The following is an 18,007-nucleotide window of genomic DNA, read 5'->3' on the forward strand; positions in this document are numbered from 1 at the left end:
CGTCAAATCGTCCTGAAAACCAACAAGAGTAGGCAAGCAAACACGGGCACCGCAGCGGTCAGGCTATCGATACGATCGAGAATACCGCCGTGTCCGGGGATCAGATTTCCGCTATCTTTAATGCCAGCTTCGCGTTTAAACATACTCTCGGTCAGGTCGCCAAGTACCGAGGCCAGGGCCGCGACAATGGAACATACCAGCAGCACCATCGGCGTCACATCCAGATGAGCCCACCAGCCGTAAGCCCAGGAGATAACCGCTGCCGTTAACAGACCGCCGAAAAAACCCTGCCAGGTTTTGCCCGGAGAAACCTTCGGCGCCAGCTTATGCTTACCGAACATTTTACCGAACATATAAGCGCCAGAATCCGCGCCCCAGACCAGAATCATCACGTACAGCAACCACAGCGCGCCGCTGTAATGGTCATCGGCGTAATGCCAGGCCCGAAGCGCCAGCATGCCCCAAAAAAACGGCACGATGGTCAGGACGCCAAAAATCAGACGTAGCGTTTTTGAATGGCGCCAGAAAGCCGCTGAAGCGGGATAGGTCAGCACCAGAAGCAGCGCGACGACCCACCAGCCAAATGATGCCCATAGCGCCCCCTCAACCAGCGGTTGATGAACGTCATAATGATATTCCGGCATCAGGAATAGCATCAGCGCCAGCAGCAGACCGCAAAGCACTGACAGCCAGACTCTCTGCGTCGTTGAAGTGAAGCCGCTAAATTGCCCCCACTCCCACGCGGCAAGCATGCAGACGACTAGCGTAACGATGGCAAAACCCGCGGGCGGCAGCAAAAAAAGCGCCGCTATCACCACGGGAATTAAGACGAAAGCAGAAATCAGGCGATACTTCAGCAAAAGTGACCCCCATCAGGCATTGTTGCCGCCCGGTTCAGTGCCGCCGAAGCGACGCTCTCGATTAACAAAGGCATGGAGTGCACCTTCAAAGTCCTGTTCAGCGAAATCGGGCCAAAGAACATCCGTAAAGTAAAGTTCGGCATAGGCAATTTGCCAAATCAAAAAATTACTAATGCGATGCTCTCCCCCGGTCCTAATAACTAAATCTACGGGAGCCAGTTCATGCATACAGACCTGCTGGCTCAGCATCTCTTCTGTGATTTGCTCGGGCTGAAGCAACCCGTCTTGTACCTGTTTGGCCAGATGACGTACGCCCTGAACGATATCCCAGCGGCCGCCATAGTTCGCAGCAATATTCAGGGTCAAACCGGTGTTGTTCTCCGTCAGCGCCTCGGCTTTGCGAATACGTTCCTGGAGACGCGCGTTGAAGCGCGTGGTCTCGCCAATGATACGCAGGCGCACATTATGCCTGTGCAGACTTTTCACTTCGCTATCCAGCGCCCAGACAAATAGCTCCATCAGCGCACTGACTTCCTGCGCCGGGCGATTCCAGTTTTCACTGCTGAACGCGTATAACGTCAACGCTTCAATACCATTATTCGCCGCGAAAGAAACGGCGCGACGAACAGATTTTGCGCCGGCTTTATGGCCAAAGGCGCGGATCTTTCCTTGCCGTTTTGCCCAACGCCCGTTGCCATCCATAATAATGGCCACATGACGGCACCCATGCGCAGGCAACATTTCGCTGACAGTTTGATTAGCAGACAACATAACGCGTTTTAAGTCCATAATAAGGATTAGCTAAGCTACTAAACACGGGCCACCGGTCAGCGCTGGATACGCATTTTTATCCGGTACCGGAGCTACGGCCAATCGCAGAGAACAACCAAAAGCTTTACGCAAAAAAGCCGTGTCTTGCCACGGCCACCGTAATCTTTCACAACAAAATGCAACGATCGGATGGCGCAGACTATATCACTGAAGCACAGCGCCCACAAATATCACAACGAGTATCAGAATTTGCGCCGCGCGGCCAGGAGCTGACCTGCGCTTACCCGGGCCATCGCATCAATAGCCAGTACTTCATCAATACTTTGCGGCTCATTTAGCGCCTGCAGATCCAGCACCGACTGGTTTATCGCCGCAATATCGGTAAAGCGAATATCACCGTTCAAAAACGCCGCGACCGACACTTCATTCGCCGCGTTCAGCGCCGTGGTCGCCGCCTGACCGACATCAAAAGCCTCCATGGCCAGCTTCAGGCAGGGATAGCGCCCATAATCCGGCGCCGAGAAGCTCAGGTGACTCAATTGACAGAAATCCAGCGGTTTCACCCCAGAATTAAGGCGTTTTGGCCAGCCCATCGTGTGGGCAATCGGCGTACGCATATCCGGCTCGCCAAGCTGGGCGAGGACGCTGCCGTCCTGATAGCGCACCATCGAATGAATCACCGATTGCGGATGGATCAGAACTTCCATTTGCTCCGCAGAGGCGTTAAACAGCCACCGGGCTTCGATATACTCCAGCCCCTTATTCATCATGGTGGCCGAATCGACAGATATTTTGCGCCCCATCGACCAGTTTGGATGCTTACATGCCCGATCGGGCGTCATCGCCGCCAGTTCAGAAATCGCCGTTTCCCGGAAAGGACCGCCGGAACCGGTGAGCAGAATCGACGCCACGCCGTTCTGGGTTAAATCAGCGTATCCGAGATTATGTTGAATTGGTTCCGGCATACTCTGAAAAATCGCATTATGCTCGCTATCAACCGGTAACAATCGTGCGCCGTACTGCTGCACGGCCTCCATAAACAGACGACCGCAGGTCACCAGCGACTCTTTGTTCGCCAACAGTACCGTTTTACCCGCGCGGATGGCTGCAAGCGTCGGCACCAGGCCCGCTGCGCCGACAATCGCCGCCATCACCTGCTCAACCTCGTCCAGCGCCGCCACCTCAGCCGCCGCCTGCTGACCGCTCATGACTTCCGTACGGCTACCCTGCTCGCGCAGTTTTGCCCGCAGCAGCTCCGCGCTGTGCGCATCGTCCATTACCGCGTAACGAGGGGAGAATTCCAGGCATTGTTCAACCATACGGTCGACATTTTTCCCGGCGACCAGCGCGGTGATAGAAAAGCTATCAGGATTATGGCGCACCACATCCAGCGTGCTGCAGCCGATAGAACCGGTCGAACCAAGAATGGTTAATTGCTTCATGAGGCGTCCAGAAAAATGAAGACAGGATAAAAAGCAAAACGCCGCCAGCAAACCCTTATGCATCAATTATCGGATAATAGAGCGGAGGCGCCGAGCCTTTGACTTGGCGCCAAAGGCTACAAGGCCAGTCGTCTAAACGCAATCCCGAAAATTGAGCGTACGGTCTCCTGTACGGCGTTTCAGATTTTACGCAGGGCAATGCTCAGAGCTGCGTGTCGGCAGAGAATCAGAACTGCATCAGTTCCGCTTCTTTATCCGCCAGCGCCGCATCAACTTTCTTGATAGCAGCGTCAGTCATTTTCTGCACATCTTCCTGAGAGCGGCGATCGTCATCTTCGCTGATCTCTTTCTCTTTCAGAAGCGCCTTGACTTTATCGTTGGCATCGCGACGAACGTTACGTACGGCAACGCGCGCTTGTTCAGCTTCGCCACGCACGATTTTGGTCAGATCTTTACGACGTTCTTCGGTCAGCGGCGGCAGCGGAACGCGGATATCGCTACCCGCAGAGCTTGGGTTCAGACCGAGGTCGGAAGCCATAATCGCTTTTTCAACGGCCGGGCTCATGGAGCGATCGAAGACGTTGATCTTCAGAGTGCGGGAGTCTTCTACCGTTACGCTAGCCAGCTGACGCAGCGGGGTCGGCGTGCCGTAGTATTCCACGATAATGCCATCCAGCAGGCTGGGAGAAGCACGACCCGTGCGTATTTTGCTGATTTGGGTTTTGAACGCTTCGACGCATTTGTCCATGCGTACTTCAGCATCTTTTCTGATATCGCTAATCACGTTACGAATCCTTGAAAACTTGTCTCAGACAGACCAGACGGTCGCCCACTGCAAAAGTGAGCTAAGTATAGTCATGTTTATGCTCAACGTCTTTCAGGCTGCGGGTCAGCCGCAGCATTCCGTCCACAGAGCATGTTGAAAACCATCGGGTCATAAACCCGTAAAAGTAAGGCCGAATATTACCCGTATTTGACGCCGACGGGAATTACTCAGTAATTAATGTGCCTTCTTTTTCACCCATCACCACGCGACGCAGCGCGCCAGGCTTATTCATATTGAATACGCGAATCGGCAGTTTGTGGTCACGCGCCAGGGTAAAGGCCGCAAGATCCATCACTTTCAGCTCTTTATCCAGCACTTCGGTGTAGGTCAGCTGATCGTACATGGTCGCGGAAGGATCTTTGGCCGGGTCGGCGGTAAATACACCGTCAACTTTGGTTGCTTTCAGTACTACGTCGGCTTCAATTTCAATACCGCGCAGGCAGGCAGCAGAATCGGTAGTAAAGAATGGGTTACCGGTACCCGCGGAAAGAATGACCACGCGGTTGTTACGCAGCAGGCTGATAGCTTCCGCCCAGCTATAGTTATCGCACACGCCATTCAGCGGAATCGCTGACATCAGGCGGGCGTTCACATAGGCGCGATGGAGAGAATCACGCATTGCAAGGCCGTTCATGACCGTTGCCAGCATGCCCATGTGGTCGCCCACAACGCGGTTCATACCCGCTTTCGCCAGACCAGCTCCACGGAACAGGTTACCGCCACCAATCACTACGCCAACCTGAATACCCAGCTCAACCAGTTCTTTGATTTCCTGAGCCATGCGGTCAAGTATGCTCGCATCAATACCGAAGCCTTCTGAACCTTGCAGAGCTTCGCCACTTAACTTAAGCAGAATACGTTTGTAGACGGGTTTTGCATTGGTAGCCATGTTTCTTTCCTGAGACTGTCAACGAATGAGATGAGTTAATTCTGGCGACATTGTACGTCGCTTTTCAGCGTACCCACTATAGCGGTTGGCTGAATTTACACATTAGGCGCAAAAAGAAGCCGCCCTCAGGCGGCTCCTTTTGAAAATTAAGACTGCTTGGACATCGCAGCAACTTCTGCTGCAAAGTCAGTCTCAACTTTCTCAATGCCTTCGCCCACTTCAAAGCGGATGAAGCCAGTCACGTCAGCGTTGTGCTCTTTCAGCAGCTGAGCAACAGATTTGCTCGGGTCCATAACGAACGGCTGACCGGTCAGAGAAACTTCGCCGGTGAATTTCTTCATGCGGCCTTCAACCATTTTCTCTGCGATTTCTTTCGGCTTGCCAGACTGCATGGCGATATCCAGCTGAACCTGGTACTCTTTTTCTACCACTTCAGCGGAAACGTCTTCCGGCTTAACGAATTCAGGCTTGCTTGCAGCGATGTGCATAGCCAGCTGTTTAACCAGCTCTTCGCTCGCGCCTTTAGCCGCAACCAGAACGCCGATACGCGCGCCGTGCTGGTAAGAACCCAGAACTTCGCCTTCCAGAGAAGAAACGCGACGGATGTTGATGTTCTCACCGATTTTAGCAACCAGCGCAACGCGTTCTTCTTCAAACTGTGCTTTCAGAACTTCAACGTCAGTGATTTTGCCAGCAACAGCTGCGTCCAGAACTTTGTTAGCAAATGCCTGGAAACCACCATCTTTAGCAACGAAGTCAGTCTGGCAGTTAACTTCCAGAATGATGCCGTAGGTGCCATCGATTTTAGTAATGATCACGCCGTCAGCAGCAACGTTGCCTGCTTTTTTCGCTGCTTTAATAGCACCGGATTTACGCATGTTTTCGATTGCCAGCTCGATGTCGCCGTTCGCTTCAGTCAGCGCTTTTTTGCAATCCATCATGCCTGCGCCAGTACGCTCGCGCAGCTCTTTTACCAGGGATGCGGTAATTTCAGCCATTCTTTATTCCTCGGGAGATGTGATCTGCCCGGTTCCAGGAACCAGACAGATTTGAAAGTGAAAAAGGGGCCGCTAAGAGGCCCCTATTTATACACGGTACTAAATAAGGGTATGCCTTATTATTCAGCTTCTACGAAGCTTTCTTCCGCCTGAGAAGCCAGATCCTGAGAACGGCCTTCACGAACGGTAGCAGCAACAGCGCTCAGGTACAGGCTAACTGCACGGATTGCGTCGTCGTTACCCGGGATAACGAAGTCAACGCCGTCCGGATCGGAGTTAGTATCAACGATAGCAAATACCGGAATACCCAGGTTGTTTGCTTCTTTGATTGCGATGTGCTCGTGGTCAGCGTCGATAACGAACAGCGCGTCCGGCAGGCCGCCCATGTCTTTGATACCGCCCAGGCTGTTTTCCAGCTTGTCCAGCTCACGAGTGCGCATCAGCGCTTCTTTCTTGGTCAGCTTGTCGAAAGTACCGTCCTGGGACTGAGTTTCCAGGTCTTTCAGACGTTTGATAGACTGACGAACGGTTTTCCAGTTAGTCAGCATACCGCCCAGCCAGCGATGGTTCACGAAGAACTGGTCGCAGCTGTTAGCAGCGTCTTTTACCGCTTCGCTTGCAGCGCGCTTAGTACCAACGAAAAGGATTTTGCCTTTACGAGAAGAGATCTTGTTCAGTTCAGCCAGAGCTTCGTTGAACATCGGTACAGTTTTCTCAAGGTTGATGATGTGAACTTTGTTACGCGCGCCGAAGATGAAAGGCTTCATTTTCGGGTTCCAGTAACGGGTCTGGTGACCAAAGTGAACACCAGCCTTGAGCATGTCGCGCATGGAAACAGTTGCCATGTTTAAAACCTCTATAGATAAAAGTTGGGGTTATGCCTCCACGTATCCCATATTACCGACCCCAAAGGGCACCCCGGAATATGTGCCGATACGTGTGTGTTGTTACACAAAGTGAGATTTGTCGCTTCAGTCCATCTTGTGTATCTGAGAATGGAACAGAAGTCCGGCGCGCTTTATACCACAAAACAGGAGCGGAAACCAACTGTTGTTGACGTCGCGTGCTGTTAATGATTCTCAATTTGGCAGCAGGACGCCCGGACTGTTAACATTGTTCAGACATAATCTATTATTGTCGAAAAAATCGACACTGCTGGACACAATCCATGGCTATTTCTATCAAGACATCTGAAGACATCGAAAAAATGCGCGTTGCCGGCCGCCTGGCCGCTGAAGTGCTGGAAATGATCGAACCCTACGTAAAACCGGGCGTCAGCACCGGCGAACTGGACCGTATCTGCAACGATTATATCGTTAATGAACAAAAAGCCGTTTCCGCCTGCCTGGGCTACCACGGTTTTCCAAAATCGGTCTGCATCTCTATTAATGAAGTGGTGTGCCACGGGATCCCGGACGACGGCAAATTGCTGAAAGATGGCGATATCGTCAACATTGACGTCACCGTCATTAAAGATGATTTCCACGGCGATACCTCGAAGATGTTTATCGTCGGTAAACCGACCATTCTCGGCGAGCGCCTGTGCCGCATCACCCAAGAAAGCCTCTATCTGGCCCTCAAAATGGTCAAACCGGGGATTAATCTGCGCGCTATCGGCGCGGCTATTCAAAAATACGTCGAAGCCGAAGGTTTCTCCGTCGTGCGCGAGTACTGCGGCCACGGTATCGGCCGCGGTTTCCATGAAGAACCGCAGGTGCTGCATTACGACTCTCCGGAAACCAACGTGGTGCTCAAACCCGGCATGACCTTTACCATTGAGCCCATGGTCAACGCGGGTAAAAAAGAGATCCGCAGCATGAAAGACGGCTGGACGGTAAAAACCAAAGACCGGAGCTTGTCTGCGCAGTATGAGCATACTATTGTGGTGACAGATAACGGCTGCGAAATACTGACGTTACGCAAGGATGACACCATCCCGGCGATAATCTCGCACAACGAATGATGAAAAGCCGGCGCCAGCCGGCTTTTTTATGACGGGCGTCCTGCCCGTCCCCCCTTGGGCCGCCGCAGGCGACGTTAAAAATCGCTCCCGGCGATTTTTTATGGGCGATAGTTTTTTCTTATGGTGGCGCAATGAGCAACTCTTTATCTAATACTGTCCCCCCTGACCTGTCCGCTCAGCCAGAAAATCCGGGCGAGTGGCCAAAAAGTGATTTCAATTGCGCGACGATTAAGGCGCTTATCGACGCTTTTCAGCGCTGGCTGGGCGAGGCTTTTGATAGCGGTATTGCCGCGGAAAGATTGATTGAAGCACGTACCGAATTTATCGATCAGCTGCTCCAGCGGCTGTGGGTCGAGTACGGTTTCGGTTCCATTAACGACATCGCGCTGGTCGCCGTCGGCGGTTACGGCCGCGGCGAACTGCACCCGCTTTCTGATATCGATCTGCTGATATTGAGCCGCAAAAAGCTCCCCGATGAGCAGGCGCAAAAGGTCGGCGAGCTGCTGACGCTGCTGTGGGATATTAAACTGGAAGTCGGCCACAGCGTGCGCACCCTCGAAGAGTGCCTGCTGGAGGGGCTGTCGGACCTCAGCGTCGCCACCAATCTGATTGAATCGCGTCTGCTTATTGGCGACGTCGCGCTGTTCCTTGAACTACAAAAGCACATATTCAGCGACGGCTTCTGGCCATCGGAAAAGTTCTTTGCGGCAAAAGTTGAAGAGCAGAATGTACGCCATCAGCGCTATCACGGGACCAGCTACAACCTGGAGCCGGACGTGAAAAGCAGCCCGGGCGGCCTGCGCGATATCCACACCCTACAGTGGATCGCGCGCCGCCATTTCGGCGCCACCTCGCTTGATGAAATGGTCGGCTTCGGCTTTCTGACCGAAGCCGAACGCAACGAGCTAAACGAATGCCTGCATCAGCTCTGGCGCATTCGCTTTGCGCTACATCTTGAGCTCAACCGCTACGATAATCGCCTGCTGTTCGACAGGCAGTTCAGCGTCGCCCGCCGTCTGCGCTATGAAGGCGAAAGCAACCAGCCGATTGAGCATATGATGAAGGATTTCTTCCGCGTCACCCGTCGGGTGAGCGAGCTGAACCAAATGCTGATCCAGCTGTTCGAAGAAGCGATTCTCGCGCTCACCGAGGATGAGAAGCCGCGACCGATTGATGATGATTTTCAACTGCGCGGCACGCTTATCGATCTGCGCGATGACACGCTGTTTATCCGTGAACCGCAGGCCATTCTGCGCATGTTCTATACGATGGTGCGCAACAGCAGCATCACCGGCATTTACTCCACCACGCTTCGCCATCTGCGCCACGCCCGCCGTCATCTGACGCAGCCGCTTTGCTACATTCCGGAAGCGCGGACCCTGTTCCTCAGTATGCTGCGCCATCAGGGCGCGGTAAGCCGCGGGCTGCTGCCGATGCACCGCCATAGCGTGCTGTGGGCCTATATGCCGCAATGGTCGCATATTGTCGGCCAGATGCAGTTCGATCTGTTTCACGCCTATACCGTTGATGAACACACCATCCGCGTGCTGCTGAAGCTTGAGAGCTTCGCCAAAGAAGAGACCCGTAGCCGCCATCCGCTGTGCGTGGAACTGTGGCCGCGCCTGACGCATCCGGAGCTGATCCTTATCGCCGCCCTCTTTCACGATATCGCCAAAGGGCGCGGCGGCGACCATTCGATTCTCGGCGCGCAGGACGTACTGAAATTCGCCGAGCTTCACGGCCTTAACTCGCGCGAAACCCAACTGGTCGCCTGGCTGGTGCGCCATCATTTGCTGATGTCGGTTACCGCCCAGCGTCGCGATATTCAGGATCCGGAAGTGATCAAGCAGTTCGCCGAAGAGGTGCAAACGGAAAATCGTCTGCACTATCTGGTCTGTCTGACCGTCGCCGATATCTGTGCCACCAACGAAAACCTGTGGAACAGCTGGAAGCAGAGCCTGCTGCGCGAGCTCTATTTCGCTACCGAAAAACAGCTGCGCCGGGGGATGCAAAACACGCCGGATATGCGCGAGCGGGTGCGTCACCATCAGCTACAGGCGCTGGCGCTGCTGCGGATGGAAAATATCAATGAACAGGCGCTGCACCAAATCTGGAACCGCTGCCGCGCCAACTACTTTGTGCGCCATACGCCAAACCAGCTCGCCTGGCATGCGCGCAATCTACTGAAGCACGATCTCAGCAAGCCGATGATCCTGCTCAGTTCCCACGCCACGCGCGGCGGCACCGAGATTTTTATCTGGAGTCCGGACCGCCCTTACCTCTTTGCCGCCGTTTGCGGCGAGCTGGATCGCCGTAATCTTAGCGTTCACGATGCGCAGATCTTCACCACCCGCGACGGCATGGCGATGGATACCTTTATCGTTCTTGAGCCGGACGGCAGCCCGCTTTCCGCCGACAGGCACGAGATGATCCGCGTGGGCCTGGAACAGACCCTCAGCCAGCGCAGCTGGCAGCCACCGGCGCCCCGTCGTCAGGCGGCGAAGCTGAGGCATTTTTCCGTGCCGACGGAGGTGAATTTCCTGCCGACGCATACCGACCGGAAATCCTTTCTTGAGCTGATTGCTCTCGATCAGCCGGGTCTGTTAGCGCGCGTCGGCCAGGTGTTTGCCGACCTCGGCATTTCGCTCCACGGGGCGCGAATTACGACAATTGGTGAGCGAGTAGAAGATTTATTTATAATCGCCACCGCAGACCGGCGCGCCCTTAATAATGAGCTACAGCAAGAAGTGCAACAACGGTTGACAGAGGCCCTCAATCCAAACGATAAAGGGTAACGTATTTTTTTAAGTAAATGGAAAGAGTAAACAATGCAGCAATTACAGAACGTTATTGAGTCCGCTTTTGAGCGTCGCGCCGACATCACCCCGGCAAACGTGGATACCGTGACCCGCGAAGCGGTTAACCAGGTGATTTCTCTGCTTGATTCCGGCGCGCTGCGTGTCGCTGAAAAAATTGACGGCCAGTGGGTCACCCATCAGTGGCTGAAGAAAGCGGTTCTGCTCTCTTTCCGTATTAACGATAACCAGGTTATCGATGGTGCGGAAAGCCGCTACTTCGATAAAGTCCCAATGAAGTTCGCGGATTATGATGAAGCGCGTTTCCAGAAAGAAGGGTTCCGCGTCGTTCCGCCAGCGGCCGTTCGTCAGGGGGCGTTTATCGCTCGTAATACGGTTCTGATGCCGTCCTATGTGAACATCGGCGCCTACGTTGACGAAGGCTCCATGGTGGATACCTGGGCGACCGTCGGTTCCTGCGCGCAGATCGGCAAAAACGTCCACCTGTCCGGCGGCGTCGGTATCGGTGGCGTACTGGAGCCGCTGCAGGCTAACCCGACCATTATCGAAGATAACTGCTTTATCGGCGCGCGTTCCGAAGTCGTTGAGGGCGTTATCGTCGAAGAGGGTTCCGTTATCTCTATGGGCGTGTACCTCGGCCAGAGCACCAAAATCTACGACCGCGAAACCGGTGAAGTGTTCTACGGCCGCGTTCCGGCAGGCTCCGTCGTCGTCTCCGGCAACCTGCCGTCAAAAGATGGCAAATACAGCCTGTACTGCGCGGTCATCGTCAAAAAAGTCGATGCCAAAACCCGCGGCAAGGTTGGAATCAACGAACTTCTGCGTACCATCGACTAAGCAGTATGAAAAGCGGGAGGCATCCCGCTTTTTTTATATATTAAGCTGGCGAAGATAGATTTTTTCGTTAATTATTCAAAGATTACGATGATATCAAAGGTACCGTTATGTACGATAATCTGAAAAGTCTTGGTATTACCAATCCTGATGAAATCGATCGCTATAGCCTGCGGCAGGAAGCCAACAACGACATTCTGAAAATCTACTTTCAGAAGGATAAAGGCGAGTTCTTCGCTAAGAGCGTCAAGTTCAAATATCCGCGTCAGCGCAAAACCGTGGTCGCCGACGGCGTGGGCCAGGGGTATAAAGAAGTCCAGGAAATTAGCCCTAACCTACGCTATATCATCGACGAGCTGGATCAAATCTGTCAGCGCGATCGTAGCGAAATCGATCTGAAACGTAAGATTCTTGACGATCTGCGTCACCTGGAAAGCGTTGTCACCAATAAGATCAGCGAAATCGAATCCGATCTGGAAAAACTGACGCGCAACAAATAAGTTGAGCCTGTTCCCGGCGTTAATCCTCCCGGCCGGGAACGATATTCTATCTCTGCTCATCGAGCTGCAGCGCAATATACAGCAGCAGACGATCGTCAAAATTGCCTAAATCCAGCCCCGTCAGCTCAGAAATGCGGTTCAAACGGTATTCCAGCGTATTGCGGTGAATAAACAGCGCCTTTGAGGTCGCCAGCGGCTGCACGTTATGACGAAACCATGCCTGTAAGGTGCGGCGCAGCAGACCGTTGTTATCCATCGCCTTCAGACGAACCAGCGGGCGCGCCAGTTCATTGGCCTGCCAGCCGCCGCGCAGGCTATCAAGCAGCACCGGCAGCATCAAATCCTGGTAGAAATAGCTGCGGCTCTCCGGCATCCGCTGCTTGCCGACCATCATCGTGGTTCTGGCGGTGCGGTATGAACGGGCGATGCTGCCCGGCCCGGTAAAAAAGTTTCCCAACGCCACGCGAAAACGCAGCTGACCGTTCTCTTTCATCCTGCTGATCAGCTGCTCGACCCGTTTGCAATGATCTTCCGCATCCCAGCGGCCAAAGGCATTCAGCGCGGGTTTCAGCACCACCATTTCCGTCAGCGAGACAATGGCCACCAGATTATTACGGTCCGGCGTGGTCAACGCGGTCTGGAGCTGCTGCAGCTCCGCCATCGCGCTATCTACGCCCAGCTGGCCGCTATCTACTTCTATCATCGCCACCACGCGCGGCTGATTGAGATCGATCCCCAGACGCTGGGCCCACTCGGTCAGCGCCGGGGTATTCTCTTCCGCCTGAATCAGGTTCATGACCAGTTCTTCGCGCAGACGGCTATCCTGGGCCAGAAGATGCATCAGCCGCGATTGTTCCAGCATCATCTCGGCGGTCATACAAACCAGTTCCCCGTATTTGCGCAGCGACTCCGGTTCCCCGGTCAGACCGATGACGCCGACGATCTCCCCTTCGAGACGCAGCGGCAGGTTTATTCCCTGACGCACGCCGTGCAGATGTCGGGCAACGGCATCATCAATATCGACAACCCGCCCCTGAGAAAGTACCAGCAGCGCCCCTTCGTGCAATTCACCAATTCGCTCGCGGTCTCCGCTGCCGATAATGCGCCCGCGGGCATCCATTACGTTAATATTGGTATCAATAATGCGCATCGTACGCGCCACGATATCCTGCGCCATTTTGGTATCAAGATGCCAGCCAGCCATGTAACCCTCCCGTGAGCAGGCTACCAGCATAAAAGAGTTGGCAAAACGCCGCATTGTGCATTCGCACAAAGGCGGGGCAAGATGTATGGAGTTGTGGAAGATGTCACAGAACGAAAAAGGAAAGGTCCAGCAGCAATAAAAAAGCCCCTTCCCTCCACAAGGAGAAAAGGGGCTTTGCGAACCGTCAAGAATTACTGCATCAGCAGATAAATCGACGTATCGCCGCGCTGGATATTGAGGGCCAGAACCGACGGTTTGGCATCAAAGATTTTGCGCAGGTCGGCGATATTTTTCACCGGCTGTTGGTTAGCGCCAACGATAATATCGCCTTTCTTCAGGCCAATCTGCGCCGCCGGCGTTCCCGCTTTCACATTGCTCACCACAACGCCTTTGTCCTGGCCTTTGTTGCTCATTTCAGCACCTTCAATACCGTTGAAGATAGTGCTTGAATCAACCTGATTCTGATTGCTTTGCTGCAGCTCAACGGTCACCGTCACCGGCTTACCGTCACGCAGCAGGCCAAGCTCGACTTTGCTGCCGATCGGCATGGTGCCCACCTGGGCACGCAGCGCGGCAAAGCTGCTGATCGACTTACCGTTCAGAGTCGTAATCACGTCGCCGGCCTTAATGCCCGCCTTAGCGGCCGCCGAGTTCGGCATCACCTGGCTGACGAAAGCGCCGCGCTGAGCGTCGACTTTCATCGCTTTCGCCAGTTCGGAGTTCAGCTCGGTCCCCATGATACCCAGCTCACCGCGTTTAACCTGGCCAAATTTGACCATCTGATCGGTCAGGTTTTTCACCATGTTGCTCGGAATCGCGAAGCCGATACCAATGTTACCGCCGTCCGGCGCCAGAATCGCGGTGTTGATACCGATCAGCTCGCCGTTGAGGTTAACCAGCGCGCCGCCGGAGTTACCGCGGTTAATCGCCGCATCAGTCTGGATAAAGTTTTCATAATTTTCAACGTTCAGGCCGCTACGACCTAATGCGGAGACGATCCCCGAGGTGACGGTTTCGCCCAGGCCAAACGGGTTACCGATCGCTACGGTGTAATCACCAACGCGCAGGGCGTCAGAGTCCGCCAGCTTAATCGCGCTCAGGTTTTTCGGATCCTGAATCTGAATCAGCGCAATATCAGAACGCGGGTCTTTACCGACCACTTTCGCGTCGAACTTACGTCCATCGCTCAGCTGAACTTTGATCGTGGTGGCGTTATCCACTACGTGGTTGTTGGTGACGACATAGCCTTTAGCGGCATCGATGATCACCCCGGAACCGAGGGCCATAAATTTCTGCTGCTGGCCGCCATCGCTACCCGGCGCGCCGCCCTGCCCGCCGCCCTGACAGAACGGAGAGCTTTGGAACGGAGAACCATCCTGACAGAACGGCGAATTATCGCCAAAGAACTGCTGGAAGTTACGCGGCATTCGCGGCGTATTAACGGTGGTGCTCCCCTCAACGTTAATGCTCACGACCGACGGCATCACTTTTTCCAGCATCGGGGCCAGGCTTGGCATTTGCTGCGCATTAGTCGCCGAAGAAGCTGTTTCCGCCGCGCTCGCAGAGAGAGGGGACAACGCCAGACCTAAACTCAGAGCCAGGGCACTCATTGCTAACGTGGTTTTTTTCATATGTTTCAATCTCGATTTCAGATAACGAATAGTTGCTGTGTTGGTGACTATCAGAGTCATTTTATAGCGCGAAGTTCCGGAGTGAAGTTTTGGTAAAAGTAAAAATTTATTGTCCGTCTTTACAAAACTCACCCTTATTCTACGGCCATCAATCGTCGATATTCATCCCATGCATACAAGTCGGTCATTCCGCTGATATAGTCCTGAATGAGACGACAGCGATAATAATATTCCAGCACCGGAAATTCCGGATTATTGCGCGAAATCTTATTTACGGCCTCTATGTAAGCTAACCGATGGCGGGTTGAAAGTTTCTGAAAGAGACGCGATGCAATCGGTAAACTGCGCACCCGCTCTTTTTCCACCAGCAGACTAAATTCATCCAGCGATAATTTTAGCAGCGGCTGGTAGATATCCAACAAACCGCTGATAACGCGATAGCCCTGCAGCTCCAGCTGCTCGACATCAGGATGACTAAATACATGTTTTACCGCAACATTTTTATAAAGCTCAAGCAGTTGGCTGCAATCGCTGTCGTCCTCAAGCAGAGCATGATTAAAATCACCGCTAAAAATCTTCGGCAGATTATCAATAAACCGCCGCGCCGCGTAGGGTACCAGTTTATTGAGCGTATTCACCCGTAAATACATAAAAAACTGATCTTCGGTACTCCGGCTAAGAGAATTCGCACGCGATTTCTCCCAGGCGTTTTCGACAACTTGATTAAACAAAGAGCCTTTTTCGTGAACGCCCCAGGCTTCATAGAGATGCTGATAAAGCTGCTCTACGCTGAAGATGCGTTTTTCTACCGCATCTTCAAGATCGGCGACGCAATATGAGATGTCATCCGCAGCTTCCATAATCCACGTTAATGGGAAGCGATTGTAAGGGGCCAGATCCAGTTCTTTACGTAACCTCGCAATATAGCCCTCTTCGGCTAAATAATAACCAGGTTTTTTCATTAAATAATTGTGGCTGGCTGGCGGTTCCCCGCGCCACCATGCCGGACGCGTATATTTTAGAATACAGCCCACCTGCGCCCAGGTCAGATTCATTCGCATCAGCGTGTGCACTAAGCGAATGCCCTGGGCATTGCCTTCAAACCAGCATAAATCCTGGCGAACCTTGCGTCGGAGCTCGTTCAGTTGGCTATCGCCTTCCTGCAGGCGCAACGCCGCGACCACGCAGCGATCGTCAGTTAATGGCTGGCTGGCCGCATCGCCGGGGAAAAGCCGCTGGCTGAACCAATCGTTAATGGCCGCCTCGCCAAAATGGCCAAAAGGCGGATTGCCGATATCGTGCATCAGGCAGGCCATTTCAACGATGCTTTCGAACGGCCCGGTGAGCTCATCCAGCCCGTAGCTCTCCAGCAGCTTCTGTTCTTTCAGGCGGCTCAGCACTTCTTTAGCGATATAGCGGCCAACCTGTTGAACCTCCAGGGAGTGGGTCAGACGGGTTCGCACCGCGGCGTTGCGCTCCAGCGGGAAAACCTGGGTTTTCTGCTGCAACCGGCGGATCGCCGGAGAGTTGATGATGCGCCCGCGATCGCTTTCGAAAATTCGCAGGATTTCACGCTCCGTCTCAACGCCCTGCGGTGAACGATAGCGGCGACGCCAGTTAATCTTGTTGCGAAAATCGATCTTAGCCATGATCTCCCCCGAGCGAGCAATAACGTTTCCTTCTAAGCGCATGATAGACTATGCCGCTAAAACCCACATATCGCGAGTAAATCTATGAAAATCGGCATTATTGGCGCAATGGAAGAAGAAGTTACCCTACTGCGCGACAAAATCGACAACCGCCAGACCCTCACTATCGGCGGCAGCGAAATCTACACCGGCCAGCTTCAGGGTATTGACGTCGCTCTGTTGAAATCGGGTATTGGCAAAGTGGCCGCCGCCATGGGTGCGACCCTGCTGATGGAGCACTGCAAGCCGGATGTGATTATTAACACCGGTTCCGCGGGCGGTCTGGCATCAACCCTGAAAGTCGGCGATATCGTCGTCTCCGACGAAACGCGCTATCACGACGCGGACGTCACCGCGTTTGGCTATGAGTATGGCCAACTGCCGGGCTGCCCTGCCGGTTTCAAAGCCGATGATAAGCTGATTGCCGCCGCGGAGACCTGCATCAAGGCGCTGAACCTGAATGCGGTACGCGGACTGATCGTCAGCGGCGACGCCTTCATCAACGGTTCTATTGGCCTCGCAAAAATCCGCCACAACTTCCCCCAGGCCGTTGCGGTAGAAATGGAAGCCACCGCCATCGCGCACGTCTGCCACAACTATGGCGTACCGTTTGTTGTCGTTCGCGCGATCTCTGATGTTGCCGACCAGCAGTCGCACCTGAGCTTCGACGAGTTTCTCGCCGTTGCCGCGAAGCAATCCACCCTGATGGTGGAAAACCTGGTGCAGCACCTGGCCCGTGGCTAAGTCGCTCAACGCGGCGCTTGCCGTCCTGATGCTGCTCGCCCCGGCGTGGCTTTTCGCCGCGCCGCGGGTGATTACGCTCTCTCCCGCCAATACTGAACTGGCGTTTGCCGCCGGTATTACGCCGGTTGGCGTCAGCAGCTATTCCGATTATCCCCCTGAAGCCGCAAAAATAGAGCAGGTTTCCAGCTGGCAAGGAATGAATCTGGAACGTATCGTCGCCCTCAAGCCCGACATGGTGCTGGCGTGGCGCGGCGGCAACGCTGAACGTCAGGTGAATCAGCTTAGCTCGCTCGGGATAAAAGTCATCTGGGTCGAAACGTCGACCATTGAAGACATTATCGCAACGCTTCGCCAGCTGGCGCAGTGGAGCCCGCAGCCGGAAAAGGCGCGGCAAGCGGCGCAGAAAATGCAGGACGAGTACCAGACCTTAAAAGCCCGCTATGCGAGCGGGCCGAAAAAACGCGTTTTTTTACAGTTCGGCGCCAGCCCGCTCTTTACCACCAGCAAAGGATCGATTCAGGATCAGATTCTGACCCTGTGCGGTGGAGAAAACATTTTTGCCGCCAGCCGGGTTCCCTGGCCGCAGGTGAGCCGTGAACAGGTACTGGCAAGGCAGCCTCAGGCCATTGTCATCGCCGGCGACGCCAGTCAACTTCCCGCCGTTGAGCGCTATTGGCAGAATCAGCTAAAAATTTCGTTTATTGCGCTACATGGCGACTGGTTTGAACGCGCGAGCCCACGTATTATCCTCGCCGCAAAACAACTCTGTACTGCGCTCGAGCAGATAAAATAACCACCTGCTAACCCAGGTGCTCAGAACCTATCCCACCAGGCGCAATTG

16 protein-coding genes are annotated in these 18,007 nt (G+C 54.0%); 6 read left to right on the top strand and 10 right to left on the bottom strand.

Annotated features, from left to right (window positions below):
- Nucleotides 1–2 precede the first annotated feature (2 nt).
- From cdsA to rpsB, 7 genes are all read right to left on the bottom strand, one after another.
- Nucleotides 3–860 (bottom strand): phosphatidate cytidylyltransferase, encoded by an 858-nt coding sequence (gene cdsA / locus GUC22_RS22000; RefSeq protein WP_004872017.1) that lies wholly within the window; start codon nucleotides 858–860, stop codon nucleotides 3–5.
- Nucleotides 861–872: 12 nt separating this feature from the next.
- Nucleotides 873–1,631: a (2E,6E)-farnesyl-diphosphate-specific ditrans,polycis-undecaprenyl-diphosphate synthase gene (gene ispU, locus GUC22_RS22005; RefSeq protein ID WP_004129109.1), complete on the bottom strand. Its 759-nt coding sequence runs from the start codon at nucleotides 1,629–1,631 to the stop codon at nucleotides 873–875.
- A gap of 242 nt (nucleotides 1,632–1,873) precedes the next feature.
- The gene (ispC, locus tag GUC22_RS22010) at nucleotides 1,874–3,073 is read right to left on the bottom strand and encodes a 1-deoxy-D-xylulose-5-phosphate reductoisomerase (protein WP_049100382.1); all 1,200 of its coding nucleotides are present in this window, start codon (nucleotides 3,071–3,073) and stop codon (nucleotides 1,874–1,876) included.
- Between the two features lie 226 nt (nucleotides 3,074–3,299).
- Entirely contained in the window at nucleotides 3,300–3,857 is a 558-nt protein-coding gene (gene frr / locus GUC22_RS22015) for a ribosome recycling factor (RefSeq protein ID WP_004098748.1), read from the bottom strand.
- Between the two features lie 205 nt (nucleotides 3,858–4,062).
- On the bottom strand, nucleotides 4,063–4,788 hold the full coding sequence (gene pyrH, locus GUC22_RS22020) for a UMP kinase (protein ID WP_004872019.1): 726 nt from the start codon (nucleotides 4,786–4,788) through the stop codon (nucleotides 4,063–4,065).
- A 146-nt stretch (nucleotides 4,789–4,934) separates the two neighbouring features.
- Nucleotides 4,935–5,786 carry a translation elongation factor Ts gene (gene tsf, locus GUC22_RS22025; protein ID WP_004098746.1) on the bottom strand — a complete coding sequence of 284 codons (852 nt, stop codon included), beginning with the start codon at nucleotides 5,784–5,786 and terminating at the stop codon, nucleotides 4,935–4,937.
- A gap of 119 nt (nucleotides 5,787–5,905) precedes the next feature.
- Complete coding sequence (gene rpsB, locus GUC22_RS22030; protein WP_003856207.1) at nucleotides 5,906–6,631, bottom strand: 30S ribosomal protein S2; 726 nt, start codon at nucleotides 6,629–6,631, stop codon at nucleotides 5,906–5,908.
- Between the two features lie 323 nt (nucleotides 6,632–6,954).
- Between rpsB and map the strand changes: the two genes are divergently transcribed.
- From map to GUC22_RS22050, 4 genes are all read left to right on the top strand, one after another.
- On the top strand, nucleotides 6,955–7,749 hold the full coding sequence (gene map / locus GUC22_RS22035) for a type I methionyl aminopeptidase (RefSeq protein WP_004872025.1): 795 nt from the start codon (nucleotides 6,955–6,957) through the stop codon (nucleotides 7,747–7,749).
- 131 nt (nucleotides 7,750–7,880) lie between these two features.
- Nucleotides 7,881–10,544, top strand: a complete 2,664-nt coding sequence (gene glnD, locus GUC22_RS22040; protein ID WP_024360359.1) for a bifunctional uridylyltransferase/uridylyl-removing protein GlnD — start codon at nucleotides 7,881–7,883, stop codon at nucleotides 10,542–10,544.
- A gap of 33 nt (nucleotides 10,545–10,577) precedes the next feature.
- Complete coding sequence (gene dapD, locus GUC22_RS22045) at nucleotides 10,578–11,402, top strand: 2,3,4,5-tetrahydropyridine-2,6-dicarboxylate N-succinyltransferase (RefSeq protein WP_004872026.1); 825 nt, start codon at nucleotides 10,578–10,580, stop codon at nucleotides 11,400–11,402.
- Between the two features lie 107 nt (nucleotides 11,403–11,509).
- A complete protein-coding gene (locus tag GUC22_RS22050; RefSeq protein ID WP_004872029.1) occupies nucleotides 11,510–11,899 on the top strand; it encodes a DUF3461 family protein in 390 nt (129 codons plus the stop codon).
- Between the two features lie 46 nt (nucleotides 11,900–11,945).
- Here GUC22_RS22050 and cdaR read toward each other — a convergent pair whose 3' ends face one another.
- The 3 genes from cdaR to dgt all read right to left on the bottom strand — a co-directional run bounded on the left by cdaR (nucleotide 11,946) and on the right by dgt (nucleotide 16,383).
- Nucleotides 11,946–13,103, bottom strand: a complete 1,158-nt coding sequence (cdaR, locus tag GUC22_RS22055; protein ID WP_004098741.1) for a DNA-binding transcriptional regulator CdaR — start codon at nucleotides 13,101–13,103, stop codon at nucleotides 11,946–11,948.
- A 191-nt stretch (nucleotides 13,104–13,294) separates the two neighbouring features.
- Complete coding sequence (gene degP / locus GUC22_RS22060) at nucleotides 13,295–14,734, bottom strand: serine endoprotease DegP (RefSeq protein WP_004098740.1); 1,440 nt, start codon at nucleotides 14,732–14,734, stop codon at nucleotides 13,295–13,297.
- A gap of 134 nt (nucleotides 14,735–14,868) precedes the next feature.
- Complete coding sequence (gene dgt / locus GUC22_RS22065; protein ID WP_098067560.1) at nucleotides 14,869–16,383, bottom strand: dGTPase; 1,515 nt, start codon at nucleotides 16,381–16,383, stop codon at nucleotides 14,869–14,871.
- Between the two features lie 84 nt (nucleotides 16,384–16,467).
- Between dgt and mtnN the strand changes: the two genes are divergently transcribed.
- Both mtnN and btuF read left to right on the top strand, forming a co-directional pair.
- The gene (gene mtnN, locus GUC22_RS22070) at nucleotides 16,468–17,166 is read left to right on the top strand and encodes a 5'-methylthioadenosine/S-adenosylhomocysteine nucleosidase (protein ID WP_024360357.1); all 699 of its coding nucleotides are present in this window, start codon (nucleotides 16,468–16,470) and stop codon (nucleotides 17,164–17,166) included.
- Nucleotides 17,159–17,959: a vitamin B12 ABC transporter substrate-binding protein BtuF gene (btuF, locus tag GUC22_RS22075; RefSeq protein WP_160183768.1), complete on the top strand. Its 801-nt coding sequence runs from the start codon at nucleotides 17,159–17,161 to the stop codon at nucleotides 17,957–17,959. The genes mtnN and btuF overlap by 8 nt, the downstream gene beginning before the upstream one ends.
- The last annotated feature ends 48 nt before the right edge of the window (nucleotides 17,960–18,007 follow it).

The organism is Klebsiella sp. MPUS7 (genome assembly GCF_009905335.1).
In the GTDB taxonomy this organism is placed as follows: domain Bacteria; phylum Pseudomonadota; class Gammaproteobacteria; order Enterobacterales; family Enterobacteriaceae; genus Klebsiella; species Klebsiella grimontii.